This window comes from Chitinophaga niabensis, assembly GCF_900129465.1.
Lineage (GTDB): Bacteria > Bacteroidota > Bacteroidia > Chitinophagales > Chitinophagaceae > Chitinophaga > Chitinophaga niabensis.
This window is the reverse complement of sequence record NZ_FSRA01000001.1, coordinates 357,068-374,719: the sequence shown is the minus strand read 5'-3', so window position 1 is coordinate 374,719 and position 17,652 is coordinate 357,068. Positions and strand designations below refer to the sequence as shown.

The following is a 17,652-nucleotide window of genomic DNA, read 5'->3' as shown; positions in this document are numbered from 1 at the left end:
TCAGCTGTAACGATCGTTCCTCCAGGGATAGGCAGTATTGGAATAACCTCTTTCTTCCCAGAAGCCTAATTTATTCTTTTGCAGGAATTCTATCCTGTTGATCCACTTAGAACCTTTCCAGGCATATAACTGTGGGGTGATCATTCTCACAGGGCCTCCGTGCTCTTTGGGTAAGGGTACTCCTTCTATGGTATGCACCAATAATACATCCGGTTTTAATGCTTCTTCCAGGGAAATATTGGTGGTGTATCCATCGTACCCGTAACAAAGTATATGCGTGGCCGTTTCATGTGGCTGCACGAGCGCTGCAAGGTCCAGCAGGCGAACGCCTTTCCAGTTCATGTTCAGTTTAGACCAGGTGGTTACACAGTGAAAGTCCGATGTATCTTCTGTTTGTGGAAGGGCAAGAAAATCTTCCCAGGTTAGTTCTACGGGGCTTTCCACATCTCCGTCTATGACCAGGCGCCATTCGTTGAGGGGAACATCCGGTTGAATGCCTAAGTCCAGTACCGGCCATTTTACAGTAAGGGTTTGGCCAACAGGGATCACCGGCATGCCATGGCGGTTGGGATTTCCTTTGCCCATGGGCCTGTTATCTGATACAGATGGCGTGTTCCGTATCTTATCCTCGAAACGGGCTTTCAGTTTCATGCGGGCATCCACTATTCTTTTGAGCTTCTCTGAGTCTTCCATATGCTTGCATTTATACTTAAAGTTAAGATAATGTTCAACACAACGAGAAGTAAGAGATATAAAACAGGTTTTCCGTTGTACAAACCCTGTATGATCCTGGCTATGCCCAGGATCAGCAATACAAAGGAAAGTTTCCTGGTGACCGGGAATACGTAAACAACCAGCGATAAAAGGATGTAAAAGCTGAGGAAATGAGGGCCGTTGACGGAGAAGGGGTTCCAGGTGTGCAGATAGAGGAAAGGGAGGGTAAGCGCCAGGGTTGCTGCAAGGTATTGTTGTGTTCTGTTCATGTGCTCTTCATTTTATTAATCTCCACCGCATCCGCCGCAACCTCCTCCACAACTGCTTCCGCAACTACTGCTACAACTACTGCTGCAACTACTGCCGCTGCATCCGCCTGATCCGTTTCCTTTTTTATTGGAAGAAGCGGATAATACTATGATGATGATTGCACCAAAAGTGATCCATGGAAGAAAAGCGTAGTTCATGTTGTTGAAAACAGCGATCAATATGATGAGCAGTAGTACCAGTATAGATCGTGGAAATACGGGGCGCTTATTTCCGGAGGGCGGGTTAATGTTGAGGTTGGGCGGAGAGGCTGTTCCCCAGATATCTGGTGGCGGTTCTTCTTCAAATATGAAGCGGTAGTTCTTAATTGTATCCTCTAACCAGTTAACGTGTCTTTCTTTTTCTCCAAGGCCTCCTCCCGAAGGGTGGTGATGTAACTTTCTTCCTAATGTTCTGTCACAAAATTCCTCCCAGTAATTCACGGTGTACAGGATGTGCAGGTGCCATACTTCATCTACAACCGGTGGTGGCGAAGCGCCGTTTGGCATAATGCAACAGAGGTAAATGAATCGTTTGTACTCGCTGATCGCTCTTTCTGTAAAACCGGGGGTCCAATTGTTTTCCTTAGCTAATTTCTGAGTGAAAGCAGGGTCATGGAGGGAGAAGGTGTCAATCTTTTGCCAGAGCGGATCATTGGCAAATTTCATAGCAAAATTTCCAGTTCCTTTCATTACACCAAAGGTATATAAAAAAATAAACCTCCGTATATCCGGAGGTCTATTTAACAATTATTTCTTCCTGGGTACTTTAAAGGTCCCGTTCGGCTGGAGGAATACTGCTTCTGTGGTTTCTCCCTGGTCATTCACGGTAAAGCGTACACTAAAACCGGTTAGCCCTTTCAGGCTGAATTTATCTTTACCGGTTGGTATTAAGGTATATTCCGGTTGCCCCTGCACGAACAGGAATAGTTCGGCACCTCCTTTACGGTATACTTTGGCCGTCATGGGCCCCATCGTATATTCGCCTTCGTACTTCTTCAAAGAATCGGCATTCAGCGCCAGTGCTTTTTCTGTTCTGGTAAAGATGGTAGGTTTAACAGGAGATTCCACAGGGATACTTACTGTTGAGATATTCCCCTGCTCATCGGTGCGGAAAGTAAAGCGCCATGGATATTTATTGTCTTTATTAACGCCCTTTTCCTTATCTACTAATACAGGATCGTAGATATCGTAGCAATAGTGCAATAAGTACCAGCTGTTGCCATCCGGCAATTGTACAAACAGGGAATCATTCTTCTCTGTTATTTCAAATTTCCCATATCCCCTGTTATCATAGTAACCCGTAAAATCCTGTGCCGGGCGGGATACGTCTGCGCCCTTCACAACTTCTTTTGCAGCAGTGTCTTTTGGTTGCGGTGGTTGCTTTGCTTTGTCCAGATAGTATTTATTCCAGGCAATATCTTTCAACCCAAGCAGCTTATCTGCGATCTCATACCTGATAATGGTGGGTATTGTGGAACCATTCTGATTAGTAAGGATAACAATGCCGATACTGTCTGTAGGATAAAAACTGGTACTGGCAGAAAAACCATTGATATTACCGCCATGCTCTACTTCGTAATGACCGCGGTAGGAAGTTAACATCCAGCCAAAACCATAAGCAACGGAATGAACATCCGGAACAGATTTGGGTGGCGCACCGCCTCCCATGGACATTTGGGAACTTATGGCCTGCGTAACATAACCCGGAGGTATGATCTCTTTTCCTTTGAACTTACCGCCATTGATCCAGGTGATCACCCAGTTACTCATATCCATCACACTGCTATTGATGCTGCCCGCAGGTGCCATGCCATTGATGTTATAATAATCCATCTTCTTCGGACGATCATTTTCCACGGTATATCCTATGGCAGGTTCTGCATGCTGCTTTAATCCGTCTATATTGAGATTGGAATTCTTCATATCCAGTTTCCGGAAGAACCTTTCTTCAATATTCTCTTCCCAGCTTTTCCCCGTGAGCTTTTCTGCCACCACTCCCTGTGCCAGGAACATCCAGTTATTGTACTGCCATTTGGTCCTGATAGGCGCTGAAGGCTCATGGTATTGAATACGCTGGATCAGACTGTCTTTCGAAGCCGTATTGAACATAAACCAGGAAAGATCATAACGGGAGAGGCCGGTACGGTGGCACATCATATCCCGCAAGGTGATCTGGTCGTTCATCTTATCGTCATAGAACTTTAAGGAAGGCAGATAATCCCTTACCGGCTTGTCGATATCCAATTTACCTTCCTGGTTTAATAAACCCACCAGGGCGGCGGTAAAAGATTTTGTGCAGGAGCCTATAGCGAACTGGGTATTGGGCGTAACGGGCAACTTCTTTTCCACATCCCGGTATCCAAAGCCTTTGGCATAGATCACCTTATCCTTTTCTATCACTGCTACTGCAAACCCGGCTCCATGCCAGTTCTTCAGGACTGTTTCTGCGAGGGTATCCAGACTTTTCAGGCGAGGGTCCTGCTGGGCTAATGTTACTTTACAAAGGGCCAGGGAGCAAAGGCACAGGAGTACTTTTTTCATGCCGTAAATATAAGCAATTAGCCTACTTTTGCCGGCTAACAATCATATTTTATAATGGCTACTACTAAAATCACTGTGAACAACAACGGCTCCCTGAAGGTTGAGGGAGATTTTGAGATTGTTGACAAAAACGGGAATGCGTACGACCTGGCAGGAAGGGATGTGGTGTCCATCTGCAGGTGCGGCCGTTCTCAAAACAAACCTTTCTGTGATGGTTCACACAAAGGTCATTTCGAACATGAAGCAATTGCCTTCGCTCTGCCACCAAAGAAAGTATAACAAAAAGGGCTGACCGTGATGGTCAGCCCTTTTTGTTTATAAGCAACTATCTCTTAGCATTTTCATATACACCCTGCCCTTTTCATGGGCAAATTTCACATTCCTTTCAGGAATACTTTCCGGATCCGGGAAATTCAACAAAGCCATTTCGATCTGCGCTTCCCTGAGGATATGCAGCATGGGATATACAGACCTGTTGGTGTAGTTAGCAGCATCCTCCGGCTCAGTGCCCGCGAACTGGTATAAGGGATGAAAGCTGGCTACCTGGTAAATACCCTCGTATCCTTCCTGCTGTAGCATTTTTTCCACGGCATCCACTAAGTTCAGGTAATCCAGGAAAACAGGGAATGCCTCCGGGAAAATAACCATTGTGGTGGCAATGCTTTCATCATTATCCAGCCGTACACATTCTGCCAGGAAGGCCAGCCTTGCTGCCCTGATCCCGGTAGTTGTTACTACTTCGTAATGAATGGTATCCTGTTTAAGTTCTTTCGCTGCAAATGGACAGAAATTGCATCCTACCACTACTTTTTTAATCCAGTCCTTTGTCTGTGCAATTATTTCTACCATTTGATGTTTTGCGTTCAATAGAAGAACTGTTCTGCGGTAATTTTACCATCCTTTACTGTGTATACGCACAGTTCATTCATTTTTGTACGGCCTCTTTCCTTCATTGTGAGTTCCATATCAAGTGTAAAGGCAATCGTATTCTCTGCCACCAATGGTTCTGAAACAGCAATGGAATGCACTTCCTGCACCATTGAATTAAACAGTTCTGCTTTCGCGAAACAGGCTTCCTTTCCCTTTGTTTCCTTCTCAAAGCCCGGTGTGGGATATGGTTCAATGCTCACCACATCGTCTGCGAACATTTCTTTCATTACTGTCTCAAACTGCCCTTCACGACAGTAGTTTGCAAGTTTTACCGCTAATTCCTGGGTAGTCATAATAGTAAGGTTTTTATGTTCCTCAATTTAAAGAAACATAAGCAGCCCGGCACTATTTATGTAAGAATTTAACAAATGCTTGTCTTATGAAAAACACCGATTTTAAGCAGTTCTTTAACGACTATATCAAATGGGGTGATGAACATGATGCACAAAAAGTAGCCGGTGCTTATGCGGAACATTTCATCTTTGCAGATCCTAATGGTATTATGCCCATAGAAAACAACCAGGCACTGGTTGATAAGTATGCAGATATTGAAGAACATTACAAAAAGGTGGGCCGTACAGCCACCCATGTTGTAGATGTGGATACCACCAGGCTGGATGAACAATACTATCTCGTGAAAGTGAAATTCGGCATGACCTTTCAGAAGACCGGGGATGAGATGATCACTTTCGATATCACGTACATCATGCGGGTGGTTGACGGAACGCCGAAGATCGTAATGTACATATCACATGAGGATGAGATGAAGGTATTGAAGGAGAAAGGCTTGCTTTCGTAGCATTGCTTTCCCGGCTCTCCTATTTCCGCTTAGGTTTAGCTCCGCGGGTTTTAGGCTTGCCGTATTTCTTCATCATCTTTTCAGAATGGCGGACCTTTACATTCACCTTTTTGTTGTGGGCAGCTTTCTCGTGGAAGGCGGCGCCCACATCTTCTTTTTTCCGCTGTTTTAAGACGATATTAGGCACAATGAAACCAGGTTCTTCCTCCGGTGTCAGTTCAGTAGAGATCTCCAGGTTTTCAGGCAAAGGAACAACGGGGATCTGATAGTTCATCAGGGCTTCTATCTTGTCCTGTACTTCCTTGTCCTTTTCTGTAATAAAACTGAGGGCAATCCCCTTCTTATCAAAACGCCCCGTTCTGCCAATGCGGTGAATATAACTTTCCGGTTGTTCCGGCATATCGAAGTTGATCACATGTGTTACTTCTGAAATATCCAGGCCGCGGGCAATGATATCCGTAGCGATCAGCAGCCGGTAGTTCCCGGACTGGAATTGCTTAACGGTATTAAAACGATGGTTCTGTTCTTTATTGGAATGGATCACGCCTACTTTCTCCGGAAATTCCAGGGCCAATGGCTCATAGAGCTCATCGGCCAGTTTTTTGGTAGAAGCAAAGACCAGCACTTTGGTCATTTCTTTTTCTTCCCTTAACAGCAATTCCAACAGGTTCACTTTCGTGTAAAAGTTGGGGACCATATAAGCCTTCTGCGTAATATTCTCCAGGGGAGTTCCTACGGGCGCAGCTTCGATGGTAACAGGGTTATTGAAGAAGGTTTCTATCAATGATTCTACTTCCGGTGTGATGGTAGCGGAAAAAAGGAGGTTCTGGCGTTTGGCAGGCAACAGGTCCAGGATGTTTTTCAATTGAGCGCGGAACCCAAGGTTCAGCATTTCGTCCATTTCATCTATCACCAGTCTTTTGATAGCCTTTAGTTTCAGGGCGCCACTCATCACAATGTCCACCAGCCTGCCGGGAGTGGCTACTACCACATCCAGTTTACCTTCTGCAACGGCCATCTGGGGATTCATATTGGCGCCGCCATAGAAACCAGCCACTTCCACACTTTGATAAGTACTGAGCTTTTTAACGGATTCCACTACCTGTACTACCAGTTCTCTTGTAGGTACAACGATCAGGATCTGGGGGAACCTTTCTTTGGAGAAACTCCACATACGGAGGCAGGGCAACAGGTAGGCAAATGTTTTACCGGTACCGGTCTGAGCTATGCCACATACATCGCGGCCGCTCATGGTTACGGAGAAAACCCTGCTCTGAATGGTGGTAGGTGTCGTAAAATTAAGGTCCTTCAACGCTGCCAGTAAAGGCTTGTTAAGGTTCAGATCTTCAAAAGTCATGCGGCAAAAGTAACGTTTTTTATGTGCAGGCGAGCATTACAGCTGCGTTTACAGGGGAGGTACCTTTTAATATTGATCTATTCCAGCTCTTTCAATCTGTCTGCTGCATAATCTGCACCCAGCGCCTGTGCTTTCTTCCAGTCTTCAATAGCACCATCCCTGTCGCCCAGGGTATATTTCGTATTACCACGGTTAAAATATACGGCTGCATTATTCGCATCCAGCTCTATGGCTTTATTAAAATCTGCGATGGCTCCGGTATAATCTTCTGCTTCACTTTTGTTAACCGCCCTGTTGATATAAGCCTCTTTGAAGGTGGGAGCGAGTTCTATCGCTTTATCATAATCTTCGCGGGCTTTAGCCGTCAGGAATATGGCTTCTTTGGCAATAGCCCTGGAATACCAGGTATTAGCATTCTCCGGGAAGATCTTGATGGCGGAAGTAAAATTGATAATGGATGCGCCGTAATTGCGGTTATTGTAAGAACTGATGCCCAGGTCGAAATAATAGGCCAGCTGGCTGGGTTCCAGGTTGGGAAATTCTTTATTGTCAGGGCCTGCAAAGGTACCGTAGCCATCCAGCCTGCAATCAAATTCAAAACCTTTGAAGTACAGATCAATGCCCCAGGCCAGCAGGTTATCCTGGTCTATCGGGAACAAGGGGGAGATGCCTGTAAAGCCCGGCATGCCATCCTTCTCTCCTATCTCTCCTATTTTTGATCCATAGGTGGCGGTCAGGAAAGCGCTGAATTTCTCCAGTTTTTCCCTTTGATCAGATACAAAGAGGAAGTCGAATTCGCCCAAAGCATATTCCTGGAAGCCGCTTTTGATCAGGCGGTCATACACTGCTGCTGCCCAAAGTACTTCTTCGTTGAATTGTTTGATGAATTGCTCCTGTGTAAAAAATCTTCCCTCCATATATTTTGAATTTGAGGTGCAAAATTACTAATTCCTATCCAATAGCTTCTTCAATAGCAGTACTGCCTTTTCCATTTCCGGCAGCTCATAACCGGTAAATCCAAAAATGAAGCCATCTTTCTGGGTGAATTTTAAGGCGAATTCATTCACGGGGATAAGGATAACACCTTCTGCCAAAGCAGCTGCCACCAGCTTTTTCATATTGCAGGGCCGCTTCATCCATCCTATAAAATGCATACCCGTTTCTGCAGGCGCTACCAGGATGTATTTGCTGAGATGTTTTTCCAGCAGCACTACCAGCTCTTCCTGCTGCTTTTTGTAAAGGATCCGCATCTTCCGCAGATGCCTTGCAAAATGCCCTTTCAGCATGAACTGGGTAACGATGGCCTGATCTATTACAGGGCTTTGCCGGTCTATGGTGGATTTTACGATCTTGAACTGCTGTGCGATAGCGGCAGAGGGTAATACTATGTAACCCATTCTCAATGCGGGAAAGAGTACTTTACTGAAAGTACCGGTATAGATCACATTCCCGTGATCGTCCAGTCCTTTTAACGCAGGAACCGGGCGTCCGTTATAGCGGAACTCGCTGTCATAGTCATCTTCCACGATCCACATTTTATTCCGTGCTGCCCATTTCAGTAGTTTCAGGCGTTCGCTCAGTGGCATGGTGGCCCCTAAAGGATATTGGTGAGAAGGTGTGAGATAAGCAAAACGGCCATCCGGGTAATGTTTCATGGCGTATGCGATATCCAGTCCGTTTGCTGTAATGGGTACGGGGCATACTTTTCCACCCCATCTTGCCATAGCAGCCCTGGCTCCCATATATCCCGGATCTTCCATCCAGCACTGATCCCCTTTCTTTATCAGGGCCTGTGCAGCCAGGTTCAGGGCTTGGCGGGAACCATTTACGATCAGTACCTGATCTGCTTCACAAATGATGGAACGGTGAATGCGCAGGTAATCTACCAGCGCTTCCCGTAAAGGTAAATGGCCCAGCGTTTCTCCATACCCCAGGTGCAGGGAATGTACATCGCGGTATGCTTCTGCAGCAAGGCCAGCCCATATTTTAAAAGGGAATTGCCGGATAGAGGGAACAGAATTCTGGAAAGGAATGACCGGTTCTACCGTGCTGTCTTTTCGTAATACTTCATCGGGCAGGGCGGCGTCCTGGTATTTCACAGGCATTGTTTTCCGTACGGAAGCCGGTATAGGGTTCAGTTTGGCACATACATAGGTACCATCGCCTTTTTTGCCTGCCAAATATCCTTCCAGGATCAGTTGTTCATAAGCCTGGAACACACTGTTACGGGAGATATCCAGATCTGCAGCCAGGTGCCGGGTGGATGGCATACGCTCCCCTTCTTTCAGCCGGGCATTGAAAATGGCCTGTTTGATCTGTTCGTACAACTGAAGGTACATGGGTGCTGCATTTCCCTTCCGGACCTTGATAAAAGGCAGGGGTATCCTGGGCGTGGTCTTACTCATAATGGCACTATCAAAATTGTGTAAAATGGCTCTTTTTACAATGCCAATATACTGCTAATTTTGTTCACATGAAGATCGCATACGTTTGCTATACAACACAAGAGAAATATGTAACACCCGGGCTGGAAGATGAAGAAAGCATCCTGCTTCAGTTCCTGTTACAAAGGGGGATCAACCTGCATAAGGTGATCTGGAATGATCCTGCCGTGAACTGGCAGGAATACGACCGGGTATTATTAAAATCGCCCTGGGATTACCATGAGAACATCAGTGCATTTTATAACTGGCTGGATAATATTGAAGCCGCAGGCATTCCGCTGATCAACCCTTATGCCATTGTGAAATGGAATACGGATAAACATTACCTGCAGGATATCACTGCCGCCGGTTTACCGGTTATACCTTCCGCTATCATTAAAAAGGGAGCGCAGTTCAACCTGCACACTTACTTTGAACATTTTTCCACTTCGCAGCTGATCGTTAAACCCTGCATCAGTGCCGGTGCTAAAAATACTTTCACTGTTCCTTTATCCGAAGTGGCTGATTATACGGCTATCCTGACCCCATTGGTACAGGAAGAAGCATTCCTGGTGCAACCTTACATTCCTGAGATTGCAACAGAAGGAGAATGGTCCTTTATTTTCCTGGATGGAAAGTTCAGTCATAGTGTGGTGAAGAAACCCAAGGCGGGTGATTTCAGGGTACAGCAATATCATGGTGGCACCGTACATGTGGAAGCACCTGCGGCTAAACATATTGAAAGCGCTACAGCGTATGTGCAGCAATTTGCGAAAGACTGTTTGTATGCACGCGTGGATGGCGTGATCATTAAAGAAGAGCTGAGCCTGATGGAGCTGGAACTGATAGAACCTTTTCTTTTCCTGGGTTCTCACCCTGAGGGGTATGAGAATTACTACAAGGCATTAAAATCATATCAACATGATACCATTTGACCAACTATTGCTGTTCATACTGGCCGCCCTTGTGATGGTGATCACACCGGGGCCTAATATGATCTACCTGATCTCGCGTTCTGTAACGCAGGGCAGGAAGGCCGGTCTGACCTCCCTGCTCGGCATTGCATGCGGATTATTGTTTCACATCGTATTGGTGTCTTTTGGGCTCACAGCGGTGCTGATGACCATTCCCTATGCTTACGCAGTACTCAAGACACTCGGCGTGCTCTATCTCCTGTACCTGGCATGGGAAGCCTGTAAGCCCGGAAGCAAAAGCGTTTTTGAAACACAGCATGAAATGAAGGCGGATAAACCTGCGAAACTTTTTGCGATGGGCATCTTTACCAGTATGCTCAATCCCAAAGTAGCGGTATTTTACTTATCCCTCTTCCCTCAATTCATTCACCCTGCTAACGGCAATGTGCTTTCACAAAGCCTGATCCTGGGTTTCACCCAGCTCACCGTGAGCTTTACCGTTAACTTCATTATTGTGATGATATCGGCAAAAGTTATGCAGTGGTTTGCATCCAATCCAAAATGGGTCCGCGTACAGAAATGGTTTATGGCCAGTGTACTAACGGGCCTGGCTGTAAGGATGGCTGTTGATAAAGGCAAGTAACGCTTCCCAGGAATAATAATGGAATACTTTACCATTGCTCATTGCTACAAACAACCCTTTCGGAAATTTATCTCCCAGCGGCACAGCAGTTATCTCAGAACCGTCACTTTCAATAGTGGATACCGGCACCTCGGATAACAGCTTGTGCTGATGGGGATTTCCAGCCTCACCTTCTCTCCTGTACACCATAAAGGTGTTGTTCTGCTGATTGGATACCAGGATGTACCCGGTGCTATCTGATACGGGATAAATAGAAATACCTTCATGATCGGACACGAAACCCTCTGTACCAAACAATACCAGCTCCCCATCCGCCTTCGCATCAGGGTCCGCAACATACTTCCTTATACCTACGGTTTCATCTGAATAGTAAATGTAGCCGGGCTGATCGTCCACCGCAATGGCCTCTATTTCCTTTTTACCACTGTACTTTCCAAACTTCCTTACCACAGTAGCCTGCACGGCACCTTTGCCATCATCACTGAGACGGTATTGCCAGAGGTACTGGTCCACCGGACCACTCTTGCGGCCTACGATAGCAAAGATGGCCGAGTCTTTCGGACGGGTATATAATGCCACCCCCATAGGCGACTGCTCAGTTTCTCCTGCAAATACAACGATACCGCCATTATCGATAGGTGTCAGTTCCGGCAGTTTGAAAATGCGGATGCTGTTAGTTTCCCTTTCCGTTAATACGGCGATATCTGTTGGCACACCATTGATCTTCAGCCCATAGGCGATATCTACATTATTGGGGCGTTTAAGGCCTGTTACTTTGTTCACGATCCTGCCTTCCAGGTCAAAAGCATACAAACCACCGTCTGTAGCTTTATCAGTACCCAGTACCAGGCTTTTCAGGGTATCCCTGTGATTGATCCAGATCGCAGGATCATCTGTATCTGCGCCCACCTGCTGTGTGATCACTGCAGGTTTAAGCGCATTTTCTTTTATAGGCGCATGCCGGCTTTTACATGCACAGAGTAATACTGCCGCTGCTATTATGATTCTTACCATTTACGAAAATTTTACAGATCAAACTTAAAACCAAAGTTGTAACGCGGACGATAGTATTCCATTTGCATCGTCCTGTCAGATGCGCCCTGGTAATAACGCAGGGGCTGATTGGTGAGGTTATTCGCTTCTGCAAATACGCGTAATTGTTTGGTTATTTTATACGATGCGTTGGCATCCAGGAAAAATTGTTTATCGTAGTACACATCATCAAATTCATTTCCACCCAGTTCATTTAGGTAAGCCGCTGCATAGTTGCCGGATAACCTGGCAGAGAAACGTTTGTTTTCATAAGAAAGGGAAGCATTGAACATATGTGGTGCTGTACCGGGGAAAGTAGCGCCATCGCGCTTTTCGCCATCCCCGTTGTACATACCATCTGCTTTTGATCTAGTGAAGGTGTAGTTCAGATAGATACCCAGCCCTTTGTACAGCTGGCGTTGCAATGCTACTTCAAAACCATACACTTTCACGTTGTCACCATTCCTCGCTTGTTTATAAGTCCAGCGTTCACCGGTTGGTACAGGATTCTTCTGGCCGGGAAAATCGGTGGCGAACTTCTCTGTTGAATATTGCTGATCGCTGTAGGTGTAAATGAAGTCGCTGATGTTCTTGTAAAACACACCGGCAGAAAGGATCCCTACGGATTTGAAATAATATTCGGACATGAGGTCGAAGTTCCAGGCATAGGCAGCTTTCAGGTTAGGGTTACCTGCGCTCAGCTCTTCATCTTCCACAATGCTGCTGATGTAGGGAGCAATATCGTAGTAGTTGGGACGGGCAATGGAAGTGGTGGCAGCGAGGCGCAGCACCAGTTCATTGGTAGCGTTGTATTTGAAAGTAAGGCCCGGCAATACGTTCAGGTAGCTGTTCTTTACACTCCGCACACCTTCGAGGTCTTCTTCTTCCTCTACGATATTACCCTTATAATCGATGCTGGTATTTTCCAAACGTACACCAGCAATGAGGGAAAGTTTGGAAGTGAGGTCCTGGTCCCAGCGAACATAACCTGCAGTGATGGTTTCTTTAGCGCTGAAATTCTCTGCGAGATATTCTGAAGGATCTGCTTCTTTATCGAACAAAGATGAATTGTTTAACTGCAAGCCCCCCAGGTAGGTATTCACGATAAAGGAACCTGGCTGATATTTAGCACCCGGTGCAAAACCTTTGCCATCAAAGGAGATGGTAGGCATAGTAGAAAGATCGCCAAGATCAGTAGTGGGTTCGTATTCATAGAATACGTTATCACGTTTTTTATCTTTCAGGCGTAAGCGGGCACCAATACGCATGCGTCCTTTTTGCTGCGGCAGGATGCTTAAAGGGAAACGGATGTTCAGTTTCAGGCCCAGTTCATTTTCACGGGTATAATCAGAATTCTCTGTTACGGAATTAAACTCAAAATCCGAGTTACCAACATTGCTGGTGGCCAGGGGGAATCGGAAATCAGAGAGGTTGAGCGTTACAGGTACATCTTCTGCTTCGTAAGAAATGTAGCGCTCGTCAGGTGTATTCTCTACAGCAGAAGAATAACTGGCCCCCCAGTCGAGGTCCACTTTACTTCCCAGTAAATGTTCTCCTCTCAGGGAGTAGTTCTGTACCTTACGTTCTTCCAGCCTTCTGCTTTTGCCACGGTTGCTACCGATACCGCCTTTTGTTTCGCGGGATAAAGAACCTACATAACCTGTGAGCTGGTCGTTGGCATCATATTCCGGTTCAATATCCTCAATGCTCAGCGCGTAACGGTTCTCGCGGTCGTAGTGCCAGTTGTACATGGCATTGGCATAGACAGTGTTCCTGGGATTGAACTTATAATCCAGCGCAGCGGAAAGGCTTCTGCGAATGCGTTGTACGTTGTACTGACGGATCTGGACCTCTTCTGTATAGATCTTATCCATGTCGTCTTTAGCCCATACTGCTTCCACGTTATCAGAACCGTAGTCATTATTATTGTAGGATGCACTCAGTACGGCACCCAGTTTGTTCTGGAAGAAACGGTTGCCCAATACCAGCGAGCCGGTATACAGTGGTTTGTTACGAATAGGGTTCAAACCTCCGGACAGGGTAGCTGAAATGCGCGGGCCGTTTGGTGCGGCACGGGTCACCAGGTTTACAGAACCGCCAATAGCGTCCGCATCCATATCCGGGGTGAGGGTTTTATTCACTTCAATGGTCTGCACCATATCGGAAGGGATCAGGTCCAGTTGCACCCGGCGGTTATCTCCTTCAGCGGAAGGGATACGGTCTCCGTTGAGGGTCACAGAATTCAGTTCCGGAGCCAATCCGCGGATGATGATATCGCGGGCTTCTCCCTGGTCGTTCTGCATGGTAATACCGGGAATACGTTTGATAGCATCTCCCACGTTCGCATCCGGGAAACGGCCGATCTGATCTGCAGATACGATGTTGGTAACATTGGGATTGTTCTTTTGCTGGTTCAGGGCTTTAGCCTGACCTCTTAAGCGGTCGCCCAGGATGATCACTTCTTTCCCTACAATACCTCCTGCATCCAGTTTAAAGTTCACTTCCACATTTTTACCTGCCGCCACTGTTATTTCCTGCGAAGCTTTTTCGTAACCGATGTAAGTGATCTCCAGGGTGTAGGTACCGGCAGGTACACCCAGGAATTCAAACCGTCCCTGTTGATTAGATACGGTGTAGTGATTACCGGGTTTCAATTTCAAGGTAGCCCCGGGCAGGTTCAGCTGCTGGTTCTTATCTAATACGTGCCCGGTAACAAGACCGGTACCCTGCGCATAGGATGCTATGCTTAAGCAGGAAAAGATAATTGCGGATAAAAGTTTTTTCATTCGGTAAGTCTTTTTTCGACTCCACAAATATGCCCGCCGGGGCAGCCTAAAATCAAATCCTCACCGTGAACAAAAAGGAAACAGGCATTTCAGGAGCGTGAACAAAGCGGTAACAGCAGGACACTAAAGAATTGGTTATCAACGGTAACAGGCGTTACAAAATGCCTGTTAAGTTAACGTTACCACTAGAGCGACTGTATAAAAACCGACAGGCTTTCTCCCTGCGGCAGGTTCAGTTTTTTACGGAGACGGTAGCGCACTACCCTTAAACTGTCCATAGAAATGCCGAGCAGGGTGGCAATGTCTCCGGAAGCGAGGTTCATTTTTAGTAATGCCACCAGGCGGAGATCATTGGCCGTGAGGTTTTCGCAGTATTCCCGGAGTTTGTCGAAGAAGGACTGGTGTACCTGTTCAAAAATTCCCCGGAATTCATCCCAATGCTGATCATGATTAAAGTTCTGGTTGATCTGCGATTGCAATTGTTTCAATTGTTTCTTCTGATCGCGGCGGTCTTCCTTCACCATATCATCCAGTTTCTGGTGAAGCTCTTCCAGCAATTGGTTCTTCTGTATAATATGGAGGGTATGGGTACTGAGTTCTTTTGAGCGGAGCTCCAGTTCCTGCTTGAGGTTAAATTCTGCCAGGGCAGCATTATGGATCTTGAGCCGCTGACGGCTGATAATGAGCATAGCCATGATCACCAGCAGGACCCCTACAATTACGATGGCGCCGATAATGTTACGGGTATTACGGAGGCCGGCAATTTCGTTATTTTTCTTTTCTATATCGTACATGGTTTGCAGCAGGGCCACCTGGCGGCCGTTTTCCTGGGAATAGATCTGCAGGAGGTGATAGCGGCTGAGCTCCAGGTAATGATAGGCACTGTCGTTATTGCCCATCAGATTATAAGATTTAGCTATATCCCGATAGGCGCTGCAGATCTGGTATTGCTCATTTACACGCAGGGCAAGTGCCAGGGCATTCCGGGTTTGCTGTAAGCCTTCCTGGTAGCGACCGGTTTTGCGGAACACATCCCCCAGGTTATTGTAGATCTCCAGGCAGGCAATGGAATCCCCGTTCTGCTGGTTGAGGGCAAGGGCCTCGCGGAAATACAGGGTGGCAGAATCGTACTGCTCCTGGTCCTCGTGGATGCTCCCTAAATTCTCGTATATCTTGGCCATGCCGGTGTGATTATCGATCTGGTGGTACTGGTCCAGGGCCAGCCGCTGATAGTAGAAAGCACTGTCGTACAGCTGCTGCTTTTCATACAGGTGGCCTATCTTGCCGTAAGTAAAAGCGATCCCGTTCTTCTGCTGTGCTTTATTATATATATTGAATGCTTCGTTGTATTGTTCCCGGGCCAGGGAGGGTTGGCGGTTATAATAATATAAGGTACCGATATCGTTGAGGTTTTCTGCGAGCAACATTTCCTTCCCCTGCTGCTTGAAAAGTTTACCGGCCTGCAAATGATAGTCCAGGGCCTGTGGGTAATGGCCCAGGTGGTAACAGAATTGTCCCATCTGGCGGAGATGAAGGGCTGCGGCCGTCATGTCCCCCTTTTCCATTGCTTTGCCATATGCATCTTTCAGTGCCAGGAAAGAAGAGTCGGCAGATGGCCTGGCCTGAATGGATTGGTGGATGATGAAGGTCTTCTCTTCCTGTGCCGGCAGCCGGAGTGCGGCAGGGAACAGTAACAGACCCGTTAAAACAATTCGTAATAAGAGCATAATTAAACAATAAAGAAGCAAAGAAAAGGTTCTAATGTTATGTTATTATTAAGGAGGGCGTTGGGAAATCATTTATTTTGATCATTATCTTTGCTGCCTATGTCTGAACATCCCTTTAACCGTGTCCAGAAGACTATCACCAATAATTTTTCACAAATCCTAAACATCGGTATCCATCCCGGCATGCCTTTTATTGAGGCCAGGCGAACGAAGTTACTCAATCTCCTGGCGGTACCCTGGATCCCTATGATGCTTATGTTTGCCCTGATCAATATACTCCAGGGCAGGTATCCGCTCAGTGTCATCAATGTGCTGAATGCGGCAGGCAGCCTCACCGTACTCTTCCTTCACAAGCGGCAATTATACTTAAGCGCGCGCCTTTTACTCATTATATACAGCATTATCCTTTATACACTTTCCGGATTTTTCTATCATAATGGTACGGAGTTCTTTCTCATGAACATCCTGATCATTACGATCCTGGTATATGACAATAAATGGATCGTGATCAGCCTTTCCGCGCTGATCATCGCCTGCATGATAATTATTTTGTTTCCTCCTTATAAATGGGAACCGGAGCTGCCTGTACCGGACAGACGGTTATGGGGTAATGTGGTTTGTGCACTTACTTTCATTATCCTGGCCCTTACCTATTATAAACAGGTGCATGCGGATTATCAGCAGGAAAAGGAAAATCAGCGGCAGGCGCTGGCAGCTATGAACCGTGATAAGGAGAAATTGTTTTCCATCATCGCACATGATATACGGGGTCCGTTAGCTACGCTGGAACTTTTGCTGGACATGTTCCAGAAAGGAGAATACGGAGAAACAGATATGCGCGAGGCGGCCATAGAACTACATAAAAAAGTAGGGCAACTCGGAGGCACACTTGATAACCTTTTGCGATGGAGTGCAGGGCAAATGAAAGGCATCCGTGCCCAACCGGAAAACTTCAACCTCGCTCCCCTCACAGCAGAAGTATTGCAATTCTTTGAATCGGGTATTGAAGAGAAAAGATTAACGATCGATATCAAACTGGCAGACTCAATTGCTGTGTATGCAGATAAAGACCAGGTGGCGGTGATCCTCCGGAACCTGCTGAGCAATGCCATTAAGTTCAGTCACCCCGGCGGGAAGATCTATTTCAGTGTTAATTCCGCCAGCGGCATGATACATATCCAGGTAACGGATGAAGGAATAGGCATCCCTCCTGAAAAACTGAACCAGTTGTTTTCTTTCCAGGCCAAACCGGGTTACGGAACCAGCGGGGAAAGAGGCAGCGGGCTTGGGTTGATGCTCTGCCATGAATTTGCGATACAGAATGGTGGACATTTGCAGGTGAAGAGCATGAATGGCAGTGGCTCCACTTTTATTGTACAATTACCCGAAGGAAGAATTAAGGGCTTTAGTTTATCATAATGTTGTTTCAAGCATAAAAAATAACAGTTAATCCATTCATCGCTTTCCTCCCGGCGATA

17 protein-coding genes are annotated in these 17,652 nt (G+C 46.5%); 5 read left to right on the top strand and 12 right to left on the bottom strand.

Annotation, left to right across the window (positions count from 1 at the left end; translation table 11 throughout):
* The 4 genes from BUR42_RS01560 to BUR42_RS01545 are packed head-to-tail and all read right to left on the bottom strand — an operon-like array spanning nt 1 to nt 3,563.
* Complete coding sequence (locus BUR42_RS01560; protein WP_074237416.1) at nt 1–693, bottom strand: molybdopterin-dependent oxidoreductase; 693 nt, start codon at nt 691–693, stop codon at nt 1–3.
* Nucleotides 663–983, bottom strand: a complete 321-nt coding sequence (locus tag BUR42_RS01555; RefSeq protein ID WP_074237415.1) for a hypothetical protein — start codon at nt 981–983, stop codon at nt 663–665. Before BUR42_RS01555 ends, BUR42_RS01560 begins: the two co-directional genes overlap by 31 nt.
* A 15-nt stretch (nt 984–998) precedes the next feature.
* A complete protein-coding gene (locus tag BUR42_RS01550) occupies nt 999–1,712 on the bottom strand; it encodes a glycine-rich domain-containing protein (protein ID WP_084185273.1) in 714 nt (237 codons plus the stop codon).
* 57 nt (nt 1,713–1,769) lie between these two features.
* Nucleotides 1,770–3,563 carry a serine hydrolase gene (locus BUR42_RS01545; RefSeq protein ID WP_074237414.1) on the bottom strand — a complete coding sequence of 598 codons (1,794 nt, stop codon included), beginning with the start codon at nt 3,561–3,563 and terminating at the stop codon, nt 1,770–1,772.
* Nucleotides 3,564–3,617: 54 nt separating this feature from the next.
* On the opposite strand from BUR42_RS01545, the gene BUR42_RS01540 reads away from it, so the two are divergent.
* A complete protein-coding gene (locus tag BUR42_RS01540) occupies nt 3,618–3,842 on the top strand; it encodes a CDGSH iron-sulfur domain-containing protein (protein ID WP_074237413.1) in 225 nt (74 codons plus the stop codon).
* 36 nt (nt 3,843–3,878) lie between these two features.
* Here BUR42_RS01540 and BUR42_RS01535 read toward each other — a convergent pair whose 3' ends face one another.
* Both BUR42_RS01535 and BUR42_RS01530 read right to left on the bottom strand, forming a co-directional pair.
* Entirely contained in the window at nt 3,879–4,412 is a 534-nt protein-coding gene (locus BUR42_RS01535; protein WP_074237412.1) for a DUF1415 domain-containing protein, read from the bottom strand.
* 14 nt (nt 4,413–4,426) lie between these two features.
* Complete coding sequence (locus BUR42_RS01530) at nt 4,427–4,786, bottom strand: nuclear transport factor 2 family protein (RefSeq protein ID WP_074237411.1); 360 nt, start codon at nt 4,784–4,786, stop codon at nt 4,427–4,429.
* Nucleotides 4,787–4,872: 86 nt separating this feature from the next.
* On the opposite strand from BUR42_RS01530, the gene BUR42_RS01525 reads away from it, so the two are divergent.
* Nucleotides 4,873–5,292, top strand: coding sequence for a hypothetical protein (locus BUR42_RS01525; RefSeq protein WP_074237410.1), 420 nt, complete (start codon nt 4,873–4,875; stop codon nt 5,290–5,292).
* A gap of 19 nt (nt 5,293–5,311) precedes the next feature.
* On the opposite strand, the gene BUR42_RS01520 is transcribed toward BUR42_RS01525, so the two are convergent.
* The 3 genes from BUR42_RS01520 to pdxR all read right to left on the bottom strand — a co-directional run bounded on the left by BUR42_RS01520 (nt 5,312) and on the right by pdxR (nt 9,054).
* Entirely contained in the window at nt 5,312–6,649 is a 1,338-nt protein-coding gene (locus BUR42_RS01520; RefSeq protein ID WP_074237409.1) for a DEAD/DEAH box helicase, read from the bottom strand.
* Between the two features lie 77 nt (nt 6,650–6,726).
* Nucleotides 6,727–7,566: a tetratricopeptide repeat protein gene (locus tag BUR42_RS01515; protein WP_074237408.1), complete on the bottom strand. Its 840-nt coding sequence runs from the start codon at nt 7,564–7,566 to the stop codon at nt 6,727–6,729.
* A gap of 27 nt (nt 7,567–7,593) precedes the next feature.
* Nucleotides 7,594–9,054 (bottom strand): MocR-like pyridoxine biosynthesis transcription factor PdxR, encoded by a 1,461-nt coding sequence (gene pdxR, locus BUR42_RS01510; RefSeq protein WP_074237407.1) that lies wholly within the window; start codon nt 9,052–9,054, stop codon nt 7,594–7,596.
* A gap of 68 nt (nt 9,055–9,122) precedes the next feature.
* On the opposite strand from pdxR, the gene BUR42_RS01505 reads away from it, so the two are divergent.
* Nucleotides 9,123–10,007, top strand: a complete 885-nt coding sequence (locus BUR42_RS01505; RefSeq protein ID WP_074237406.1) for an ATP-grasp domain-containing protein — start codon at nt 9,123–9,125, stop codon at nt 10,005–10,007.
* Nucleotides 9,994–10,629 (top strand): LysE family translocator, encoded by a 636-nt coding sequence (locus BUR42_RS01500; protein ID WP_074237405.1) that lies wholly within the window; start codon nt 9,994–9,996, stop codon nt 10,627–10,629. Before BUR42_RS01505 ends, BUR42_RS01500 begins: the two co-directional genes overlap by 14 nt.
* Here BUR42_RS01500 and BUR42_RS01495 read toward each other — a convergent pair.
* The 3 genes from BUR42_RS01495 to BUR42_RS01485 all read right to left on the bottom strand — a co-directional run bounded on the left by BUR42_RS01495 (nt 10,585) and on the right by BUR42_RS01485 (nt 16,174).
* Entirely contained in the window at nt 10,585–11,643 is a 1,059-nt protein-coding gene (locus BUR42_RS01495; RefSeq protein ID WP_074237404.1) for a phytase, read from the bottom strand. The two genes, BUR42_RS01500 and BUR42_RS01495, sit on opposite strands and share 45 nt — an antisense overlap.
* 11 nt (nt 11,644–11,654) lie before the next feature.
* Nucleotides 11,655–14,447, bottom strand: a complete 2,793-nt coding sequence (locus tag BUR42_RS01490) for a TonB-dependent receptor (RefSeq protein WP_074237403.1) — start codon at nt 14,445–14,447, stop codon at nt 11,655–11,657.
* Between the two features lie 185 nt (nt 14,448–14,632).
* Entirely contained in the window at nt 14,633–16,174 is a 1,542-nt protein-coding gene (locus tag BUR42_RS01485) for a tetratricopeptide repeat protein (RefSeq protein ID WP_074237402.1), read from the bottom strand.
* A 183-nt stretch (nt 16,175–16,357) separates the two neighbouring features.
* Between BUR42_RS01485 and BUR42_RS01480 the strand changes: the two genes are divergently transcribed.
* Nucleotides 16,358–17,593 (top strand): sensor histidine kinase, encoded by a 1,236-nt coding sequence (locus BUR42_RS01480; RefSeq protein ID WP_234979586.1) that lies wholly within the window; start codon nt 16,358–16,360, stop codon nt 17,591–17,593.
* Nucleotides 17,594–17,652 lie beyond the last annotated feature (59 nt).